The sequence below is a fragment of the Pseudomonas wadenswilerensis genome (assembly GCF_024749185.1).
Classification (GTDB): domain Bacteria; phylum Pseudomonadota; class Gammaproteobacteria; order Pseudomonadales; family Pseudomonadaceae; genus Aquipseudomonas; species Aquipseudomonas wadenswilerensis.
In genome coordinates this window covers 5,667,994-5,687,285 of sequence record NZ_CP087191.1, presented here as the reverse complement: position 1 = coordinate 5,687,285, position 19,292 = coordinate 5,667,994, and the positions used below count along the sequence as shown (strand labels likewise).

Annotated in this window: 17 protein-coding genes; 10 read left to right on the top strand and 7 right to left on the bottom strand. The window is 63.1% G+C overall.

From position 1 onward, the window contains the following. The first annotated feature begins 46 nt into the window (after positions 1 to 46). The gene (locus LOY45_RS26165; protein WP_115084682.1) at positions 47 to 1,186 is read left to right on the top strand and encodes an MFS transporter; all 1,140 of its coding nucleotides are present in this window, start codon (positions 47 to 49) and stop codon (positions 1,184 to 1,186) included. On the opposite strand, the gene LOY45_RS26160 is transcribed toward LOY45_RS26165, so the two are convergent. Both LOY45_RS26160 and LOY45_RS26155 read right to left on the bottom strand, forming a co-directional pair. Then, positions 1,183 to 2,739, bottom strand: coding sequence for a phospholipase D family protein (locus tag LOY45_RS26160; RefSeq protein ID WP_258578576.1), 1,557 nt, complete (start codon positions 2,737 to 2,739; stop codon positions 1,183 to 1,185). The genes LOY45_RS26165 and LOY45_RS26160 overlap by 4 nt on opposite strands. Positions 2,740 to 2,799: 60 nt before the next feature. Continuing rightward, positions 2,800 to 4,230 (bottom strand): aminotransferase-like domain-containing protein, encoded by a 1,431-nt coding sequence (locus LOY45_RS26155; RefSeq protein WP_258578575.1) that lies wholly within the window; start codon positions 4,228 to 4,230, stop codon positions 2,800 to 2,802. Positions 4,231 to 4,408: 178 nt separating this feature from the next. Between LOY45_RS26155 and LOY45_RS26150 the strand changes: the two genes are divergently transcribed. Further along, positions 4,409 to 4,639: a DUF1127 domain-containing protein gene (locus tag LOY45_RS26150; RefSeq protein WP_115084686.1), complete on the top strand. Its 231-nt coding sequence runs from the start codon at positions 4,409 to 4,411 to the stop codon at positions 4,637 to 4,639. Here the strand turns inward: LOY45_RS26150 and LOY45_RS26145 are convergent. Continuing rightward, positions 4,636 to 5,940 carry an NAD(P)/FAD-dependent oxidoreductase gene (locus LOY45_RS26145; protein WP_134065202.1) on the bottom strand — a complete coding sequence of 435 codons (1,305 nt, stop codon included), beginning with the start codon at positions 5,938 to 5,940 and terminating at the stop codon, positions 4,636 to 4,638. The genes LOY45_RS26150 and LOY45_RS26145 overlap by 4 nt on opposite strands. Before the next feature lie 114 nt (positions 5,941 to 6,054). Here LOY45_RS26145 and LOY45_RS26140 point away from each other — a divergent pair, with 114 nt between their 5' ends. Further along, positions 6,055 to 6,408: a YkgJ family cysteine cluster protein gene (locus LOY45_RS26140; RefSeq protein WP_115084689.1), complete on the top strand. Its 354-nt coding sequence runs from the start codon at positions 6,055 to 6,057 to the stop codon at positions 6,406 to 6,408. A 3-nt stretch (positions 6,409 to 6,411) separates the two neighbouring features. On the opposite strand, the gene dadR is transcribed toward LOY45_RS26140, so the two are convergent. Next, positions 6,412 to 6,900: a transcriptional regulator DadR gene (gene dadR / locus LOY45_RS26135; protein WP_008366790.1), complete on the bottom strand. Its 489-nt coding sequence runs from the start codon at positions 6,898 to 6,900 to the stop codon at positions 6,412 to 6,414. 156 nt (positions 6,901 to 7,056) lie between these two features. Between dadR and dadA the strand changes: the two genes are divergently transcribed. The 6 genes from dadA to LOY45_RS26105 all read left to right on the top strand — a co-directional run bounded on the left by dadA (position 7,057) and on the right by LOY45_RS26105 (position 13,108). After that, entirely contained in the window at positions 7,057 to 8,358 is a 1,302-nt protein-coding gene (gene dadA, locus LOY45_RS26130) for a D-amino acid dehydrogenase (RefSeq protein WP_115084690.1), read from the top strand. Further along, the gene (locus tag LOY45_RS26125; RefSeq protein WP_010225843.1) at positions 8,330 to 8,683 is read left to right on the top strand and encodes a RidA family protein; all 354 of its coding nucleotides are present in this window, start codon (positions 8,330 to 8,332) and stop codon (positions 8,681 to 8,683) included. Before dadA ends, LOY45_RS26125 begins: the two co-directional genes overlap by 29 nt. A 96-nt stretch (positions 8,684 to 8,779) precedes the next feature. After that, on the top strand, positions 8,780 to 9,853 hold the full coding sequence (alr, locus tag LOY45_RS26120) for an alanine racemase (protein ID WP_258578574.1): 1,074 nt from the start codon (positions 8,780 to 8,782) through the stop codon (positions 9,851 to 9,853). A gap of 108 nt (positions 9,854 to 9,961) precedes the next feature. Then, complete coding sequence (locus LOY45_RS26115) at positions 9,962 to 10,510, top strand: cupin domain-containing protein (protein ID WP_010225839.1); 549 nt, start codon at positions 9,962 to 9,964, stop codon at positions 10,508 to 10,510. Positions 10,511 to 10,649: 139 nt separating this feature from the next. Then, positions 10,650 to 11,072: a c-type cytochrome gene (locus LOY45_RS26110; RefSeq protein WP_177414928.1), complete on the top strand. Its 423-nt coding sequence runs from the start codon at positions 10,650 to 10,652 to the stop codon at positions 11,070 to 11,072. A gap of 122 nt (positions 11,073 to 11,194) precedes the next feature. Continuing rightward, entirely contained in the window at positions 11,195 to 13,108 is a 1,914-nt protein-coding gene (locus LOY45_RS26105) for an acetyl-CoA hydrolase/transferase C-terminal domain-containing protein (RefSeq protein WP_258578573.1), read from the top strand. A 95-nt stretch (positions 13,109 to 13,203) separates the two neighbouring features. On the opposite strand, the gene LOY45_RS26100 is transcribed toward LOY45_RS26105, so the two are convergent. Further along, a complete protein-coding gene (locus LOY45_RS26100; RefSeq protein ID WP_010225834.1) occupies positions 13,204 to 13,776 on the bottom strand; it encodes a xanthine phosphoribosyltransferase in 573 nt (190 codons plus the stop codon). A 63-nt stretch (positions 13,777 to 13,839) separates the two neighbouring features. Then, positions 13,840 to 15,849 (bottom strand): DNA helicase Rep, encoded by a 2,010-nt coding sequence (gene rep, locus LOY45_RS26095; protein WP_115084697.1) that lies wholly within the window; start codon positions 15,847 to 15,849, stop codon positions 13,840 to 13,842. Positions 15,850 to 16,114: 265 nt separating this feature from the next. On the opposite strand from rep, the gene LOY45_RS26090 reads away from it, so the two are divergent. Further along, the gene (locus LOY45_RS26090; RefSeq protein ID WP_115084699.1) at positions 16,115 to 17,779 is read left to right on the top strand and encodes a putative bifunctional diguanylate cyclase/phosphodiesterase; all 1,665 of its coding nucleotides are present in this window, start codon (positions 16,115 to 16,117) and stop codon (positions 17,777 to 17,779) included. 54 nt (positions 17,780 to 17,833) lie between these two features. Here LOY45_RS26090 and LOY45_RS26085 read toward each other — a convergent pair whose 3' ends face one another. Then, on the bottom strand, positions 17,834 to 19,225 hold the full coding sequence (locus tag LOY45_RS26085) for a NorM family multidrug efflux MATE transporter (RefSeq protein ID WP_134065196.1): 1,392 nt from the start codon (positions 19,223 to 19,225) through the stop codon (positions 17,834 to 17,836). Positions 19,226 to 19,292 lie beyond the last annotated feature (67 nt).

Genomic DNA, 19,292 nt, shown 5'->3' with positions numbered 1-19,292 from the left:
TGTGGGAGCGGGCTTGCCCCGCGATTTTTTTGGAAGGAAGACGCCGATGCGTTGGGGAACCTATTTCGCCGTGCTGGCGGCCGTGCTCAGTGTCGGTCTGGCCTTGGGCGTCAGTATGCCGCTGGTGTCGTTACGCCTGGAGGGCTGGGGCTACGGCAGCTTTGCTATCGGCGTGATGGCGGCAATGCCGGCCATTGGCGTGCTGGTCGGTGCCAGCCTTTCCAGCCGTCTGGCTGCGCGCTTCGGCACGCCGGGGCTGATGCGCCTGTGCCTGTGGGCCGGGGCGTTTTCCATCGGCCTGCTGGCGCTGCTACCCAGTTATCCGTTATGGCTGGCCCTGCGCTTGCTGATCGGGGTGATCCTGACCATCGTCTTCATTCTTGGCGAAAGCTGGATCAACCAGCTGGTGGTCGAACAGTGGCGCGGACGTCTGGTGGCACTGTATGGCAGCAGCTATGCCCTGAGCCAGTTGGCCGGGCCGCTGTTGCTCGGCGTCGTGGGCTCGGAAGATGACCTGGGCTTCTGGCTCGGTGCCGGCCTGCTGATTGCCGCGCCGCTGGTACTGCTCGGCCGCGATGGCGCGCCCAGTGCCGAATCCTGCAGTGTGACCTTCGCGGACCTGTTCGGCTTCTGTCGGCGCTTGCCAGTGATCGCCTGGGCCATTGCTTTGTTTGCTGCCTTCGAGGCCATGATTCTGACCTTGCTGCCGGTCTACTGCCTGCAGCAGGGTTTCACCACCGAAATCGCCCTGTTCATGGTCAGCACCGTAGTGGTCGGTGATGCGCTGCTGCAGTTGCCGATTGGCGCGTTGGCCGACCGCATGTCGCGGCGCACGCTGTTCAGTGGTTGCGCATTGACCCTGCTGGCTTCAAGCCTGGCGATTCCGCTGCTGCTGCAAACGCCGCTGATCTGGCCGCTGTGGGTGCTGTTCGGCGCCAGTGCTGGCGGCCTGTTCACCTTGTCGCTGGTGCTGATTGGCGAGCGTTACCGTGACGACGCGCTGGTTCGCGCCAATGCCCACGTTGCGCAGCTGTGGGGCATCGGTTGCCTGATCGGGCCGCTGGCGGCAGGGGCGGGCAGCCAGTGGGTCAGTGGGCATGCGCTGCCGCTGTTCATGGCTTTGGGCGCGTTTGGCCTGGTGCTGCTTGCACGGCGGCCCAATGCTTTCGAACCGGCCCCGGTCTAGAGCATCTTCTCCAGGCCCACGGCCTTGCTGATCCAGGCGTTGAAGCGCCGCCAGACGCCGCCGGGCTCGGTGGTCAGGGTGTGCAGGCGGTGGTTGTCTTCGGTCACCCAGACCAGTTGGCCATCGACCAGTTGCGGCTGGTAGCTGAGGGCCGGGGCCATGCCTTGGGCAGCCAGTTCGCGGGTGTACTCGGCCAGCTCCGGGCTGTCGACCAGCACGCCGACCTCGGTGTTCCACAGCACCGAGCGCGGGTCGAAGTTGAACGAACCGATGAAGGTCTTCTTGCGATCGAAGACGATCGCCTTGCTGTGCAGGCTGGAGTCGGAGCTGCCGCGCAAATTGATCCTGCGGCTTGCGCTCGGATCGCCCGGCTGGCGGCGCAGTTCATACAGATGCACGCCGTGCTCGAGCAGTGCCTTGCGATAGGGGGCGTAGCCGCCGTGCACCGCCGGTACATCGGTGGCTTCCAGCGAGTTGGTCAGCAACTTCACCGATACGCCTTTGTCGGCATGGCTGGTCAGGTAGAGCAAGCCGGACTCGCGGGGCACGAAGTAGGCCGAGATCAGGATCAGTTCGTGCTGGACATTGTTCAGGTCGGGCGCCAGTTGCTGAGTCATCAACAACTGCGGGTCGGGCTCATCGCGGGCCAGGACCTTGCTCGGCGCGTCCCAGAGCGCCTGGTTATGGGCCCAGATCAGCTCGTTGCGCCACACATCCAGGCGCGGCCGGGTCTGGTAGGCCATCAGCCGGTCATAGAGTGCCTGGCGCTTGATCCGTGCTTCAGCCAGTGAGGCCTCCAGGCGCTGACGGCTTTCGCGCAAGTCGCGAGCGTCCGGTTGGGTGAGCAGGAAGTCGCCAATGGGCTTGCTCAAGGCGCTGTTCCAGTATTGATCGAAGCTGTGCCCCAATTGCTCGGCCACCGGGCCGACGCCGAGCAAGTCGATGTCGGTGAAGTTCAGGTTGGGTTCGGCATCGAAATACTCATCTCCCAGGTTGCGCCCGCCGACGATGGCCATGCTGTTGTCCACCAGCCACAGCTTGTTGTGCATGCGCCGATGCTGCAGCGACAGGTTGAACAGTCGGCCCATGGCCCGGGTCACGCCGGTGCTGCGGCCCAGGTGTAACGGGTTGAACACGCGGATGTGGATGTTCGGATGCGCGGCCAGGGTGCCCATCAGTTCGTCGAGGCCGTCACTGGTGGTGTCATCGAGCAGGATGCGCACCCGTACGCCGCGGTCGGCGGCTTGCAGCAGTTCATGCACCAGGGCGCGGGTGCTCAGGCCGTCGTGGACGATGTAATACTGCAGGTCGATGCTCGACCGGGCGTTGCGGATCAGTTCGGCGCGGGCGCGGAAGGCTTCGTTGCTGTTGGGCAGCAGGCGAAACCCCGAGCGTCCGTCATAGGCCGAGGCCTGGCGCTGTACTGAGCGGCCGAACGACGACTCGCTGGCCGGCAGGGCCTGGCTGATTTCCCGTGGCTGGCTGACGCTGGCACAGCCGCCCAGGCCGAGCAGCAGCGACAGCAGTAGGGGCAGCACCCGCTGGCTTTTCAAGAAAATTCGTCCTGTTACAACTGAGGCATATGGATATGGACCGCGAGCGGCGGCGGAAAGTTACCCGTTGCTGTGCTCTTGGGCCAGTAGACGAATGGCGGTCTCGCCGACCTTGCGCACCGCCGCTTCGATCTCGGCGCTGGGGCGTGCGGCGAAGTTCATCCGCAGGCAGTTACGGTACTTGCCCGAGGCCGAGAAAATACTGCCGACGGCAATCTGCACCCCTTGCCCAAGTAAAGCCCGGTTCAGGCGCAGTGTGTCGAAACTTTCCGGCAGATCCACCCAGAGCATGAAGCCGCCCTGAGGCCGGCTGGCGCGGGTGCCCGGTGGAAAGTAGCGGGTAACCCAGTCGCTCATCTGGTCGCGCCCGCGCTGGTACTGGCTGCGCATGCGCCGCAGGTGCGGCTGGTAGTGTCCGCCTTCGATGAAGTCGGCGATGGCCAGTTGTGGCTGCGTGGCGGTGCATCCGGTGCTGATGTACTTCATGTGCAGCACCCGCTCCAGGTAACGCCCAGGGGCTACCCAGCCAATACGCAGGCCTGGCGCCAGGGTTTTGGAGAACGAGCTGCACAGCAGCACCCGACCGTCCTCGTCGAACGACTTGATGGTCCGTGGCCTGGGATAGGTGTAGGCCAGGTCGCCATACACATCGTCTTCGAGGATCGCCACGTCGAAGCGTTGCGCCAGGGTCAGCAAAGCCTTCTTGCGCGCCTCGGGCATGATGTAGCCGAGCGGGTTGTTGCAGTTCGGGGTGATCTGGATGAGCTTGATCGGCCATTGCTCCATGGCCAGCTCCAGGGCTTCGAGACTGATCCCGGTGAGCGGGTCGGTGGGGATTTCCAGGGCCTTCATGCCCAGGCCCTTGAGGGTCTGCATGGCGCCATGAAAGCTGGGCGAATCCACCGCGACGATATCACCGGGCTGGCATACCGCGCGGATGCTGCTCGACAGCGCTTCGTGGCAGCCGGTGGTGACCACCAGGTCCGCCGGGCTCACGGTACAACCGGAATCGAGCATCAGCCGGGCGATCTGCTCGCGCAGGGCCTGGGTGCCGGAGATGGTGTCGTAGTACAGGCCGGGCATGTCCTGACGCCTGCTGAGCTGGGCCAGGCTGCGCAGCAGCGGCTTGAGGGTCGGGCTGTCGATGTCGGGCATGCCACGGCCCAACTGCACCACGTCCTTGCTCGGCACGCTGCGAATCAGCTCGATGACCTGCTCCCATTGGGAAATATCCACCGGGCGTTGTGCCGGCCGACTGACATCGGGGAGGGCAGGCAGGCTGCGATTGTTGGGCACGAAGTAACCGGATTTCGGCCGGGGCGCGGCCAGGCCGTTGTCTTCCAGCAGGCGATAGGCCTGCTGGACGGTGCTCAGGCTGACACCATGCTCGAGGCTCAGGGCGCGCACCGAAGGCAAGCGATCGCCGGGACGGTACAGGCCTTGTTCGATGCGGGCGCCGAGCAACTCGGCGAGGTTGACGTACAGCGTCATGGCATACTCCGGAGGGCGGCTACAGCAACTGACCAATACAGATGGGGAAAAAATACAGCATTCAGTAGGAAATCTGCCAATTCTGTATGGAAATAATAGTCAGGCTTTGGATCTGTAATGGTTTTGCACCGACGCGCATGCTTGCTCCACGGTTCACACACCCTGGAGGTAACAAGCAATGAGCGGCATGAGCGATGTGCGCCTGAAACTGTATGCCGAAGAACTGAGCCGCGAGCAGCGCACCCGGTTATCCAGTACGCCCGCCGGCCTCAACCGCTGGGGCCTGATGGTTCATCGCTGGCATACCCGCAGGGCGCTGCTGGAGCTGGACGCCGCACAGTTGCGCGATGTCGGTCTGACCCGTGAGCAGGCCCGCGAGGAAGGGTTGAAACCCTTCTGGCGCTCTTAGGTCAGCTCTTTCAGTCGGTGCCAGAGCATGCCCAGGGCCAGTAGCGGCGAGCGCAGGTGCTTGCCGCCCGGGAAGGTGATGTGCGGTACCCGGGCGAACAGGTCGAAGCGCCCGCTGTGCTGGCCGCTGATGGCTTCGCCGAGCAGCCTGCCGGCCAGGTGCGTGGCATTGAGGCCATGGCCGGAGTAGGCCTGGGCGAAGTACACGTTGGGCTGGTCGGGCAGGCGGCCGATCTGCGGCAGGCGATTGGCACCGATGCCGATCATCCCGCCCCATTGATAGTCGATACGTACATCGGCGAGCTGCGGGAACACCTTGAGCATTTTCGGTCGCATATAGGCGGCGATATCCTGCGGATCACGCCCGGAATAGTGGCAGGCGCCGCCGAACAGCAGCCGGCGATCGGCGGACAGGCGGTAATAGTCCAGGGCCACGCGCTGGTCGCAGACGGCCATGTTTTGCGGCAGCAACTGGCTGGCCTGGGCCTCGCTCAGGGGTTCGGTGGCGATGATATAGCTGCCGGCGGGCAGCACCTTGCCGCCAAGCTCGGCATTCAGGTCGTTCAGGTAGGCGTTGCAACCCAGCACCAGGGTGCTGGCATGGACGGTCCCGTTGGCGGTGTGCACCCGCACTTGCGAGCCATAGTCGATCCGTGTCACCGCCGACTGCTCGAACAGACGCACGCCCAGCTTGCTGGCGACGACCGCTTCGCCCAGGGCCAGGTTAAGCGGATGCAGATGTCCCGAGCCCATGTCGATCAGGCCACCAACGTAGCGGTCCGAGCCGACTACGCTGTGCATCTGCTCCGGCTGCACCAGGCGTAGCTCATGGCGGTAACCCAAACTGCGCAGCTCTTCGGCGTCCTCGGCGAAACCCTGCAGGTCACGGGGTTTGTTGGCCAGGTCGCAGTAGCCCCAGGCCAGGTCGCAGTCGATGGCGTGGCGCTCGATTCGCTCGCGGACAATATCTACCGCTTCCAGGCCCATCAGCTTGAGCTCTCGCACGCCGTCGCTGCCAAGGATCGGGGTGAATTGCTCAAGGCCATGGCCGACTCCGCGAATCAGCTGGCCGCCATTGCGCCCGCTGGCGCCCCAACCGATCTTGCGCGCCTCCAGCAGGATCACATTGAGGCCGCGTTCGGCCAGTTCGATTGCCGTGTTCAGCCCGGAAAAACCGCCGCCGACCACGCAGACGTCACAACTCAGTTCGCCCTGCAGCTGTGGGTAATCCGCCTGTGGGACGCTGCTGGCAGCGTAGTAGGAAGCGGTGTGCGAGGCGGGCTGCTGAACGCCGGCGTTCATGGCATTGTCCTGGTTCTGAGTGTTTGGAAAATTTTACGCAGGATAAGCTGCGCTTTCAGGGGCGGGCAACCGTAGGGCAAAATAGTGCGCCACACTTCTTTGCCGCAGGCCGCCATGAGTTGCAACAGCCACAAGATCCGCTTCCTGCGTGAGCAGATCCCGTCATTCGAATGCGTGCCCGGATGCCACGACTGCTGTGGGCCGGTGACCACCTCCAGCGAAGAAATGGCCCGCCTGCCGCGCAAGAGCGCCGCCGAGCAGGAAGCCGCACTGGCGGAACTGAACTGCGTGCACCTGGGCCCCAACGGCTGCACCGTGTACGAAGAACGGCCGCTGATCTGCCGCTTGTTCGGCACTACCCCAAAGCTGCCATGCCCCAATGGCCGCGCCCCGGCCGAGATGATCGAGCCGCAGGCCGAGAAGCTGGTGCACCAGTACATCGCCAGCACCCGGCAGGTGCTGGTCTGAGCCTCAGTCCGGAATCGGCAGGTTGAGGCTTTCCTTCACCTCTTCCATGACGATATAGCTCTTCGACTCGCGCACATGCGGCAGCTTGAGCAGGATGTCGCCAAGCAGCTTGCGGTAGGAGGCCATCTCGGAAATCCGTGCCTTGACCAGGTAATCGAAATCGCCCGAGACCAGGTGGCACTCGAGCACATGTGGCAACTTCAGCACGGCACGTCGGAATTCCTCGAAGGTGTCGCCCGACTTGTAGTCGAGGCTGATTTCGACGAACACCAGCAGGCTGCCCTTCAAATGCTGCGGGTTGAGCCGGGCGTTGTAGCCCATGATGATCCCTTCGCGCTCCAGGCGCCGGACCCGCTCGGTGCAGGGGGTCGTCGACAGGCCGACCTTTTCGCCCAGTTCAGTAAACGAGATACGCCCATCTGCCTGCAGGATGCGCAGGATATTGCGGTCGATCTTGTCCAGTTCACGTTTGCTTTGGTGCTGGGTTCTCATAGTGGATGCCCCTCCGTAAAAGCCAACCTTGCCGAGAATTCTCGCCAAATATAGGCTTTTATATAGTGAAAAGCACTGGTCATACCTTCCTATACTGCGCCCATCTATGCCATTAACAACAAATGTCAGCGGTACGCTGCGTCGAGGGTAATAAACATGCGAGTTCTGGTGCTTGGTAGCGGTGTGATCGGAACCGCCAGTGCCTACTATCTGGCACGGCAAGGGTTCGAAGTCGTCGTGGTCGACCGTCAACCGGCAGTCGCCATGGAAACCAGTTTTGCCAACGCCGGCCAGGTCTCGCCTGGTTACGCTTCGCCCTGGGCTGCCCCGGGTGTGCCGCTCAAGGCCATCAAGTGGCTGCTTGAACGCCACGCGCCCCTGGCCATCAAGGCCACCGCCGACATTGACCAATACCTGTGGATGGCGCAAATGCTGCGCAACTGCACCGCCAGCCGTTATGCGGTGAACAAGGAGCGCATGGTGCGCCTGTCCGAGTACAGCCGTGACTGCCTCGACGAGCTGCGCGCTGAAACCGGGATTGCCTACGAAGGCCGTACCCTGGGTACCACGCAGCTGTTCCGCACCCAGGCACAGCTGGACAACGCCGCCAAGGACATCGCCGTCCTCGAGCAGTCCGGTGTGCCGTACGAAGTACTCGACCGCGCAGGCATCGCCCGCGTCGAACCGGCCCTGGCCAACGTTACTGACATCCTCGCCGGTGCCCTGCGCCTGCCCAACGACCAGACCGGCGACTGCCAGCTGTTTACCACCCGCCTGGCGGAAATGGCGATCAAGCTCGGCGTCGAGTTCCGCTTTGGCCAGGACATTCAGCGCCTGGACTACGCCGGTGACCGCATCAATGGTGTGTGGATCGACGGCAAGCTGGAAACTGCCGACCGCTACGTGCTGGCCCTGGGCAGTTATTCGCCGCAGTTGCTCAAGCCGCTGGGCATCAAGGCCCCGGTCTACCCGCTCAAGGGTTACTCGCTGACCGTGCCGATCACCGACCCGGCCATGGCCCCGACCTCGACTATTCTCGACGAAACCTACAAGGTCGCGATCACCCGTTTCGACAATCGCATCCGCGTTGGCGGCATGGCTGAAATCGCCGGTTTTGACCTGTCGCTGAACCCGCGTCGGCGCGAAACCCTGGAGATGATCGTCAACGACCTTTATCCTCGTGGCGGCGACCTGAGCCAGGCCAGTTTCTGGACCGGCCTGCGCCCGACCACTCCGGACGGTACGCCGATCGTTGGCGCCACGCCGTTCCGCAACCTGTTCCTCAACACGGGGCACGGTACGTTGGGCTGGACCATGGCTTGCGGTTCCGGTCGCCTGCTGGCCGACCTGATTGCGCGCAAGAAGCCGCAAATCAGCGCCGAAGGCCTCGATATCTCTCGCTACGGAAAACACCAGGAGCCTGCCAAACATGTCAGTCCAGCGCCAGCTCACCAATGAGCGCATGAGCCAGATCGTCACCCACAACGGCACCGTCTACCTGGCGGGCCAGGTGGGTGACGACATGAACGCCGGGATCGAGCAGCAAACCCGCGAGACCCTGGCCAACATCGAGCGCCTGCTGGACCTGGCCGGTACCGACAAGAGCCGCCTGCTCTCGGTGACCATCTACCTCAAGGACATCGACGCGCACTTTCAGGGCATGAACGCGGTGTGGGACAAGTGGCTGCCAAAAGGCGTCGCGCCGGCCCGTGCCACCGTTGAAGCCAAGCTGTGCGAACCGGAAATCCTCATCGAGCTGTCGGTGGTCGCCGCACTGCCGTAACACCCGATCCCTCACCCGGTGCCGCCGGCGGCCGACCAGCTGCCTTCGGGCACCGGGTTTTTTACTTCTAACCAGACTGCCCAGAAGGCTGCCGTCATGCGTCCTGCCCGTGCCCTGATCGATCTTCAAGCCCTGCGTCACAACTATCAACTTGCCCGCGAACTGACCGGAGCCAAAGCGCTGGCCGTGATCAAGGCCGATGCCTATGGTCACGGTGCCGTGCGTTGTGCCCTGGCCCTGGAGCAGCAAGCCGATGGTTTTGCCGTGGCCTGCATCGAAGAGGCGCTGGAGCTGCGCGCAGCCGGGATCAAGCCGCCGGTGCTGCTGCTTGAAGGCTTTTTCGAAGCCAGCGAACTGCAACTGATCGCCCAGCATGACCTGTGGTGCGTGGTGCATTCGCTGTGGCAGCTGGAGGCGATCGAACAGGCGCACCTGAGCAAGCCGATCACCGTCTGGCTCAAACTCGACTCGGGCATGCACCGGGTCGGCCTGCACGCCAAGGACTATCAGGCCGCGTACCAGCGCCTGCTGGCCAGCGGCAAGGTTGCGCGTATCGTGCTGATGAGCCACTTCGCCCGTGCCGATGAACTCGACAGCGACGCCAGCAACGAACAACTGGCGGTATTCCAGGCCGCGCGCCAGGGCCTGAGCGCCGAGGTCAGCCTGCGCAACTCGCCGGCCGTGCTCGGTTGGCCGAATGTGCCCAGCGACTGGGTGCGCCCGGGCCTGATGCTGTACGGCGCCACGCCCTTCGAAGTGCCTCAGGCAGAAGCTGCGCGCCTGCAGCCGGTAATGACCGTGCAATCGCGGGTGATCAGTGTGCGTGAGCTGCCGGCTGGCGAGCCTGTCGGTTATGGCGCCAAGTTCATCAGCCCGCGGCCGACCCGGGTTGGCGTGGTGGCCATGGGTTACGCCGATGGCTACCCGCGCCAGGCGCCAAACGGTACACCGGTGCTGGTGGCCGGCAAACGCACCCAGCTGATCGGCCGGGTGTCGATGGACATGCTCTGCATTGACCTGACCGACGTGCCGGAAGCGGGCCTCGGCAGCCCGGTGGAGCTGTGGGGCAAAAACGTGCTGGCCAGCGAAGTGGCCATGCATGCTGGCAACATCCCTTACCAGATTTTCTGCAACCTCAAGCGCGTACCGCTGGACTACAGCGGCGATTAAGGCGCCAAAGCGGACAGGCTGCGGGTCGAAGTGTTGTAAATACTGAACGCTGTTGCGATGATAACGTTCAATTTCGACCCCACTCGTTCGTTTAGGAGGGCTCCAGCATTGGACGTCGGTGAACGACTGCAAGCCATTCGCAAGCTCAAGGGCCTGTCACAGCGTGAACTCGCCAAACGTGCGGGCGTCACCAACAGCACCATCTCGATGATCGAGAAGAACAGCGTCAGCCCTTCAATCAGCTCGCTGCGCAAGGTGCTGAGCGGTATTCCAATGTCCATGGTCGAGTTCTTTTCCGAAGAGCTGCAACCGGAAAACCCTACCCAGATCGTCTATAAAGCCCACGAACTGATCGACATTTCGGACGGTGCGGTGACCATGAAACTGGTCGGCAAGGCGCACCCGAGCCGGGCTATTGCCTTTCTCAACGAGGTCTATCCGCCGGGTGCCGATACTGGCGAAGAAATGCTCACCCATGATGGCGAAGAGACCGGCATCCTCCTCGAAGGCCGCCTTGAACTGGTGGTGGGCCTGGAAACTTTCATCCTCGAAGCGGGCGACAGCTACTATTTTGAAAGTACCAAGCCGCACCGTTTCCGCAATCCTTACGATGAGCCGGCCCGGCTGATCAGCGCGGCGACTCCGGCCAACTTCTAGTGGGCATTGCGCGGCGGATTGTCGCGGCTAAGACCCTTTGGACACTAGGGTTGTTTCGGTGAGGCAGGGTTCCCGTTATACTTGCGCCGCCTGCGAAACCGTGGCCGCGGGCGTGACTAGCCACCATGAGGGTGTACGCGTGAATCTAATCAAGAAAATGCTGGCCGTACCAGCTGCCGTATTGGCCCTTTGGGCAGTCAGCGCACAAGCTGCGACCAACGACGACATCGCCAAGCGACTGGAACCGGTTGGCCAGGTGTGTGTACAGGGTCAGGAATGCAAGGGTATGGAAGTCGCGGCAGCTGCTGCTGGCGGCGGTGCCAAGACCCCGGATGAAATCATCGCCAAGCATTGCAATGCTTGCCATGGCAGCGGCCTGCTCGGCGCACCGAAAATCGGCGATACCGCCGCCTGGAAAGAGCGCTCTGACCATCAGGGTGGTCTGGACGGCATCCTCGCCAAGGCCATCACCGGCATCAACGCCATGCCGCCAAAAGGCACCTGCGCCGACTGCTCGGATGACGACCTGATGGGCGCCATCAAGAAGATGTCCGGCCTGTAAGCCCAGCGCTTGCCCAGCAAAGCCCGCCACGTGCGGGCTTTGTGCGTTTTAGCGCTGGTCAGCGCAGCATTCTGGCGGCATGCTCGGTCCAAAGTGGTCAAGGAATGCCACAGGAGGCCGAGATGGCGTACAGCTGTTCGATCGACACTGCCGTGGACCAGGTGCTGGCACGCCTGCCCGCGCATATCCACATGGGCCTGCCGCTGGGGCTGGGCAAGCCCAACCGCTTCGTCAATGCCCTGTATGCGCGGATCCGCCAGTTGCCCGAGCGGCAACTGACGATCTACACCGCCTTGAGTCTCGGCCGCCCGGACCTTGGTGACGGCTTGCAACGGCGCTTTCTTGAGCCCTTCATCGAGCGTGTGTTCGCCGACTACCTCGAACTGGACTACCTGCACGACCTGCGCCGCGACCAGTTGCCTGCGAACATCCGTGTCGAGCAGTTCTTCATGCAGCCCGGCAGCCTGCTGCACAGCGCCATGGCCCAGCAGGACTACGTCAGCAGCAACTACAGCCACGCCGCCCGCGATATCAATGCCAAGGGCTTGAACCTGGTGGCGCAGCTGGTCGCCGAAGACCCGGCGCATCCCGGCCAGCTGAGCCTGAGTTGCAACCCGGACATCACCCTCGACCTGTTGCCAATGATCGCCCGCCGCCGCGCGGCCGGTGAAACCATCCTGGTGCTCGGCCAGGTGCATACCGAACTGCCGTACATGCCGGGCGCCTCGGAGCTGCCCCGGGATGACTTCGACCTGCTGATCGATAGCGCGGAAAGCACCCGGTTGTTCTCCACGCCGAACATGCCGGTCACCACCCAGGACCATTTCATCGGCCTGCATGCCAGTACCCTGGTGCGCGATGGCGGCACCCTGCAGATCGGCATTGGCGCCATGGGCGATGCGCTGACTGCCGGGCTGCTGGCGCGGCAGGCTGACAGCGAGGCCTACAGTGCGTTGCTGGCTGATATTGACCTCACGCCCTGGCAAACCCTGATCGCACGCGAAGGCGGCATCGAGCCCTTTACCCACGGCCTGTATGGCTGTAGCGAAATGTTCGTCAACGGCCTGCTGGCACTGGTCGAAGCGGGGATCATCCGCCGCCCGGTTTATCCTGAAGAGGCACGCCAGCAGGCGGCCAACAATGGCGAGCTGGATGACCAGGGCGTGTTGGTGCATGGCGGCTTCTTTCTTGGCCCTCAGGCCTTTTACCAGCGCTTGCGGGAAATGCCTTTAAGCCAGCGCAAACGCTTTGCCATGAGCGCCATCAGCTACATCAACGAGCTGTATGGCCAGGAGTCGCTCAAGCGCCTGCAGCGCCGGGATGCGCGCTTTATCAACACGGTGTTCACCATGACCTTGATGGGCGCCGGGGTGGCCGATCAGCTGGAAGACGGCCGGGTGCTCAGCGGGGTAGGTGGGCAGTACAACTTCGTTGCCCAGGGCCATGCACTTGAAGGCGCGCGCTCGATCCTGCTGCTGCGCAGCTGGCGTGAAGCGGGCGGGGAGGTCAGCTCCAATCTGGTCTGGGAATACGGTCACTGCACCATTCCCCGGCACCTGCGCGACATCGTCGTCACCGAGTACGGCATCGCCGACCTGCGTGGGCAGACTGACGCCGAGGTGATTGCACGGTTGCTGGCGATCAGCGACACGCGCTTTCAGCCCGAGCTGATCGAACGGGCGCAGAAGGCCGGCAAGTTGCCGAAGGATTTTTGCCTGGATCAGCGCTTCACCGAGAACACCCCGCAGCGTTTGCAGGCGCTGCGCGAAAGGCACGCACGGTTGTTCCCCGAGTATCCGCTGGGCAGTGACTTCACGGCTGAGGAGCGTGATTTGTTGCGGGCGCTGAACTGGCTCAAGAGCAAGTTCAAACTGAGCGAGGTGCTTGAGCTGGGCAAGGCGGCGCTGGATGCACCGGCACCCGAGGCGTTTCCCGGGCAGTTGACGCGGATGGGACTGGCGCAGCCGCAGGGGCTGAAGGAGGAGCTGTATCAGCGGCTGTTGCTGGCGGGGTTGCAGGCGACAGCGGTTGCTTGAGGGTCCATCGCCGGCAAGGCCGGCTCTCACAATGGTTCAGGGTAAACCCAGTTTCCTGTGGGAGCCGGCCTTGCCGGCGATGGGCGCGACGCGAATTACTCGATGAAAGTAACCACGCCACCTTCCAGCGACTTCACCCGAGCCAGCGATTCAACGCGGTAGCCCTGGCTGTCCAGCTCGGCACGGCCGCCCTGGAACGACTTCTCGATGACGATACCCAAACCGGCAACGGTGGCACCGGCTTGCTTGATGATCGAGATCAGCGCCTGGGAGGCTTTGCCGTTGGCCAGGAAGTCGTCGATCACCAGCACGCGGTCGCTGCTGTTGAGGTGGCGCGGGGAGATCGCCACGGTGTTTTCAGTCTGCTTGGTGAAGGAATACACCGAAGCCACCAGCAGGTTTTCGGTCAGGGTCAGCGACTGGTGCTTGCGCGCGAAAATCACCGGAACGCCCAGTTTCAGGCCGGTCATCACCGCTGGGGCAATGCCCGAGGCTTCGATGGTGACGATCTTGGTGATGCCCGAGTCGGCGAACAGACGGGCGAACTCGTCGCCAATCAGTTGCATCAGCGCAGGGTCGATCTGATGGTTGAGAAACGCATCGACTTTGAGAACCTGATCGGAAAGCACGATGCCTTCTTCGCGAATCTTCTGGTGCAGTGCTTCCACTGTGGTATTTCCTCGATGTAGCAAGAGTGGCCACGGCAATACGCCGCAGCAAAGGTTGATTATCTAACGTTTGAGCATGGCACGGATATCGGCCAGTGCATTGTTGCCACGAGCGGCCTTCACTTCGGTCGGCGCGTCGTCCAGGCCCTCCCAGGCCAGGTCGTCGTCGGGCAGCTCGTCCAGGAAGCGGCTCGGCGAACAATCGATGATCTCGCCGTACTGCTTGCGCTTGGCGGCAAAGGTGAAGGCCAGGGTCTGACGTGCGCGGGTAATCCCGACGTAGGCCAGGCGCCGTTCTTCTTCGATGGTGTCGGCTTCGATGCTGGAACGGTGCGGTAGGATTTCCTCTTCCATGCCCATGATGAACACGTAGGGGAATTCCAGGCCCTTGGAAGCGTGCAGGGTCATCATCTGCACACCTTCGGCGCCGTCTTCCTCTTCCTGCTGGCGTTCGAGCATGTCGCGCAGCACCAGCTTGCCGATGGCTTCCTCGATGGTCATGCCACCGTCTTCGTCTTTCTCGAGGGTGTTTTTCAACGCCTCGATCAGGAACCAGACGTTGCCCATGCGAAAGTCCGCGGCCTTGTCGCTGGAGCTGTTGGTGCGAATCCAGTTCTCGTAGTCGATGTCCATGATCATGCTGCGCAGGGCAGCGATCGGATCTTCCAGGGCGACCTGCTCGCGGACCTTGTCCATCCAGCGTTTGAAGCGCTGCAGGCGGTCGGTGTAGCGGCTGTCCAGGTGTTCGCCGAGGCCCAGCTCCTCGCTGGCGGCGTACATCGAAACCTTGCGCTCGGTGGCGTAGTTGCCAAGTTTTTCCAGGGTGGTCGAGCCGATTTCCCGGCGCGGCACGTTGATCACCCGCAGGTAGGCGTTATCGTCGTCCGGGTTTACCAGCAGGCGGAAGTAGGCCATCAGGTCTTTGACTTCCTGGCGTCCGAAGAAGCTGTTGCCGCCCGACAGGCGATACGGCACCTGGTGGTGCTGCAGCTTCAGCTCGATCAGCTTGGCCTGGTAGTTGCCCCGGTAAAGAATGGCGAAGTCGCTGTAGGGCCGGTCGGTGCGCAGGTGCAGGCTGAGGATTTCCATGGCCACCCGTTCGGCCTCGGCTTCCTCGTTCTTGCAGCGGATCACGCGGATCTCGTCGCCGTGGCCCATCTCGCTCCAAAGCTGCTTTTCGAAGGCATGCGGGTTGTTCGAGATGAGTACGTTGGCACAACGCAGGATGCGGCTGGTGGAGCGGTAGTTCTGCTCGAGCATCACCACTTTCAGCGACGGGTAGTCGTCCTTGAGCAGCATCAGGTTCTCAGGCCGCGCACCGCGCCAGGCGTAGATCGACTGGTCGTCGTCGCCGACCACGGTGAACTGGTTGCGCGTGCCGATCAGCATCTTCACCAGCAAGTACTGGCTGGCGTTGGTGTCCTGGTATTCGTCGACCAGCAGGTAACGTACCTTGTTCTGCCACTTCTCCAGGACATCGGGGTTGTCCTGGAACAGCTTGACCGGCAGCAGGATCAGGTCGTCGAAGTCCACCGCGTTGAATGCCCGCAGGGTGCGCTGGTAGTGCGCATAGACCACCGCGGCGGTCTGCTCCTTGGGGTTGCGGGCCTTTTCCAGGGCTTCGGGCGGCAGGATCAGGTCGTTCTTCCAGGCGCCGATCATGTTCTTGATCTCGTCGACGCCGTCGTCGCCCGAGTATTCCTTCTGCATGATGTCGGTCATCAGGGCTTTGACGTCGGTCTCGTCGAAAATCGAGAAGCCCGGTTTGAAGCCCAGCCGTTCATGCTCCTTGCGGATGATGTTCAGGCCCAGGTTGTGGAAGGTCGACACGGTCAGGCCGCGGCCTTCGCCCTTGCGCAGCAGGGTGCCGACCCGCTCCTTCATCTCCCGCGCGGCCTTGTTGGTGAAGGTCATGGCCACGATGTACTGGGCACGGATGCCGCAGTTCTGGATCAGGTGCGCGATCTTGCGGGTGATCACGCTGGTTTTGCCGGAGCCAGCACCGGCGAGCACCAAAAGAGGGCCGCCGACGTAGTTCACGGCTTCTTGTTGCCGGGGGTTGAGTCGGGACATGACGAAAACCGGGGACGCTAGAAAAATAGCCGGGCATTTTAGCAGGGGTAGAAAGTTTCTGCCGCGACCGTCTGACAGTGTGACGTACCACGCGATCTAAATTTGCCGCATTTGATACTTTCCCGCAGGATGCGTGGCGAAACCTGCGGGATGTCGGCAATGGAATGGCATGACTTTAAGTGAAAATCATTTTCATTAATGGTTTAGGATACGCATTCTCGCTGCCCATCGTCATTTGACTGCGCCTACGTCCTAAGGAGCCAGCTTGTCTACGCCCGTCGAACCCTTGCGTTTGCTCCTGCTGGCCGATGAGCCGGAATGGGCCACTGTCTTGCGCGAGTGTCTGCTGCCGATGGCGGGCCAGGCGGTATTGCTGACCGCTCCGAACTGGGAGGCAGTCGACACCCTGTTTGCCAACGACCGCAATGCGCTGGTGCTGGCGACCCCGCCACTGCAACCGGCGCCCGGGCGCTGCATATTGCCGATGGTTCTGCTGCTCGAGCACGAGCCGCAGGTGCCGCCGCCGGGGGTCAGCGACTGGCTGATCCGCGACCAACTGACCAGCAATATCCTGCGCCGCAGCCTGCGCCATGTCCGCGAGCGCGGCGTCCTCGAAGCGACCTTGCAGCGTTTGGCCGAGCAGGACCCGCTGACCGGCATCGCCAACCGCCAGGGCTTTCAGACCCTGTTGGCAGCGCGCCTGGCTGACAGCGAAGGGCGCGGTGTCGCCCTCGGTCATCTGGACCTCGACAACTTTCGCCATGCCAACGATGCCCTTGGTCATCAGGCCGGCGACCGGCTGATCCTGCAAGTGGTGGGCCGGCTGAAAAGCCAGCTCGAAGCCGGTGACCAGGTCGCGCGCCTGGGCAGCGACGAATTCGCCCTGTTGATCGATACTCGCCGCGAGCCGCAGCGCGCCGAATGGATGGCCGAACGCATCACCGAAGCCCTGGCCGAACCCTACTGGATCGACGGCGAAAGCCTGCTGCTAGGCTGCAGCCTGGGCGTCGCCCACGCCCGCGCCCAGGGTGGCGCCGACCCGCTGATGTGGCATGCGCACATCGCCATGCAGCAGGCCAAGAGCACCCAGGGCTGTACCTTCCACGTCTTCAACGAACGCATCAACCGCAACGCCCGCAGCCTTGCCGACCTGGAAAGCGAACTGCGCCGGGCGCTGCGTCGTGACGAGCTGGAACTGCACTACCAGCCGCGGCTGAACCTGGCCGACGGGCGCATCGTCGGCCTCGAAGCCCTGGTGCGCTGGCGCCATGCCGAACGCGGGCTGCTGCCGCCCAGCGAGTTCGTGCCCCTGGCCGAGCAGAGCGGGCTGATCGTGCCCCTGGGCTACTGGGTGATTTCCCGTGCCCTGCGCGACATGCAGGCGCTGCGCGAACAAGGGCTGGCGCCCTTGCACATGGCGGTGAACCTGTCGTTCCGCCAGTTCCAGGACAGCCAGCTGTTGGCGACCCTGAGCCGGCTGATCATCGAGCACGGCGTCGATGCCCGCTGGCTGGAGTTCGAGCTGACCGAAACCGCGGTGATGCGGCGCAACGACCTGGTCAAGCAGACCATGGATGCGCTCGGGCGCCTGGGTGTGCGCTTTTCCCTGGATGACTTCGGTACCGGCTTCTCGTCGTTCGTGCACCTGAACAGCTTGCCGATCACCTTGCTCAAGGTCGATCGCAGCTTTGTCGGCGGCATGGAGCAGCGCGAAGAAAACCGCAAGCTGGTGCACGCGATGATCAACCTGGCGCACAACCTCAACCTCGAGGTGGTGGCCGAGGGCGTGGAAACCCCGGAGCAGATGGACCTGTTGCGCAGTTTTGATTGTGACCAGGTGCAGGGGTTTCTGATCAGCCGGCCGTTGCCGATGGATGAGTTGATGGAGTATCTGCTGCGTGGTCCGGCGCAGCAGTCGGTGGCTTTGTAGATTCTGGGGCTGCTTTGCAGCCCATCGCTGGCAAGTCCAGCTCCCACAGGGCCTTCAAACCACCGAAGCAGTCACCTTGTTCACCCCACCGGCACTGCCCAGCAAGCGCTTCATTCGCCATTCAAATGCCCAAGTCAGGCTCACCGCCGCACACGCCAGGCCCAGCGCCAGCCCCCACCACACGCCCACCGCACCCAGGCCGAGGTTGAACGCCAGCAACCAGGCCGCCGGCGCACCGATCACCCAGTAACAGAACAGCCCGACCAGGAAGGTGGTCTTGGCATCCTTGAGCCCGCGGATCGAGCCCATGGCAATCGTCTGCACACCATCGAACAGCTCGAACCAGGCGGCGACCATCAGCAGGCTCACAGCCAGCTGGATGATGTCGGCAAAGGCCGGGTCACCGTGGTCGAGGAACAGCCCCACCAGCGGGTCTGGCAGCAGCCAGAAGAGGATGGCGAACATCAGCATCATCGCCGCGCCAAAACCGATCCCAACCCGGCCAGCGTGTCGGGCACCCAAGAGGTTATCGGCACCGTAATAGAGCCCTACACGCATGGTTACGGCATACGACAGGCCCGCCGGAATCATGAACGCGGTCGAGACGATCTGCAGGGCGATCTGGTGCGCGGCAAGCTCGGTGCTGCCGAGCACGCCCATGCACAGTGCGGCGAAGGCGAACAGGCCGACCTCGACGGTGTAGGTGCCGCCAATCGGCAAGCCCAGGCGCCACAGCTCGCGCAGGGCTGGCCACGACGGGCGGCTCAGGCCCTGGCGAATCGGGTAGGGCGCGTAGGCCGGGTGCCAGCGGATATACAACGCCATGGCCACGGCCATGCAGTTGGCAACGATCGCGGTCACCAGGCCGATGCCCACCAGGCCCAGTTTCGGCAGGCCGAACATGCCCTCGATCAAGGCGTAATTGAGCAGGAAGTTGGCCACTGTGCCGACCAGGCTGATAACCATCACCGGCGTCGAACGGCCGATGGCGCTGGTAAAGCCGCGCAGGGCCATGAAGCTCAGGTAGCCGGGCAGGGCGAAGGGCAGCAACAACAGGAACTGCGCGGCGGCCTCGACATTGTTGGGGCTCTGGCCGAGCAGTAGCAGCACCGGCTCCAGGTTCCACAGCGCCAGTGCTGCCACCAGGGCCATGACCCAGGCCAGCCACAACCCGGCCTGGGTCAGGCGTGTGGCGCCGGCGATGTCACCGGCACCCTTGCGAATCGCCACCAGGGTGCCGACCGCGGCGATCACACCCAGGCAAAAGATCGACACGAACGAATAACTCGCCGCCCCCAGACCACCACCGGCCAGCGCTTGCGGGCTGATGCGGGCCATCATCAGGGTGTCGGTGAGTACCATCAGCATGTGCGCCAACTGCGAGGCAATCAGCGGCCCGGCCAGGCGCAGCAAAGCCTTGAGTTCATGGGTAGGCGCAGCCTGCATGGAGTCGTCCTTTTCTTACGCGATAGATTCAAAGCATGAAAGCTTGAGGCTTTGCACGGTTATCCAC

What these genes read in the sequence shown, in the direction of transcription:
- LOY45_RS26105 (WP_258578573.1), top strand. Translation starts at nt 11,195, where the DNA reads ATGGCGTACAGCTGTTCGATCGACACTGCCGTGGACCAGGTGCTGGCA.
- dadR (WP_008366790.1), bottom strand. Translation starts at nt 6,900, where the DNA reads ATGAGAACCCAGCACCAAAGCAAACGTGAACTGGACAAGATCGACCGC.
- LOY45_RS26140 (WP_115084689.1), top strand. Translation starts at nt 6,055, where the DNA reads ATGAGTTGCAACAGCCACAAGATCCGCTTCCTGCGTGAGCAGATCCCG.
- dadA (WP_115084690.1), top strand. Translation starts at nt 7,057, where the DNA reads ATGCGAGTTCTGGTGCTTGGTAGCGGTGTGATCGGAACCGCCAGTGCC.
- alr (WP_258578574.1), top strand. Translation starts at nt 8,780, where the DNA reads ATGCGTCCTGCCCGTGCCCTGATCGATCTTCAAGCCCTGCGTCACAAC.
- rep (WP_115084697.1), bottom strand. Translation starts at nt 15,849, where the DNA reads ATGTCCCGACTCAACCCCCGGCAACAAGAAGCCGTGAACTACGTCGGC.
- LOY45_RS26150 (WP_115084686.1), top strand. Translation starts at nt 4,409, where the DNA reads ATGAGCGGCATGAGCGATGTGCGCCTGAAACTGTATGCCGAAGAACTG.
- LOY45_RS26145 (WP_134065202.1), bottom strand. Translation starts at nt 5,940, where the DNA reads ATGAACGCCGGCGTTCAGCAGCCCGCCTCGCACACCGCTTCCTACTAC.
- LOY45_RS26125 (WP_010225843.1), top strand. Translation starts at nt 8,330, where the DNA reads ATGTCAGTCCAGCGCCAGCTCACCAATGAGCGCATGAGCCAGATCGTC.
- LOY45_RS26165 (WP_115084682.1), top strand. Translation starts at nt 47, where the DNA reads ATGCGTTGGGGAACCTATTTCGCCGTGCTGGCGGCCGTGCTCAGTGTC.
- LOY45_RS26085 (WP_134065196.1), bottom strand. Translation starts at nt 19,225, where the DNA reads ATGCAGGCTGCGCCTACCCATGAACTCAAGGCTTTGCTGCGCCTGGCC.
- LOY45_RS26155 (WP_258578575.1), bottom strand. Translation starts at nt 4,230, where the DNA reads ATGACGCTGTACGTCAACCTCGCCGAGTTGCTCGGCGCCCGCATCGAA.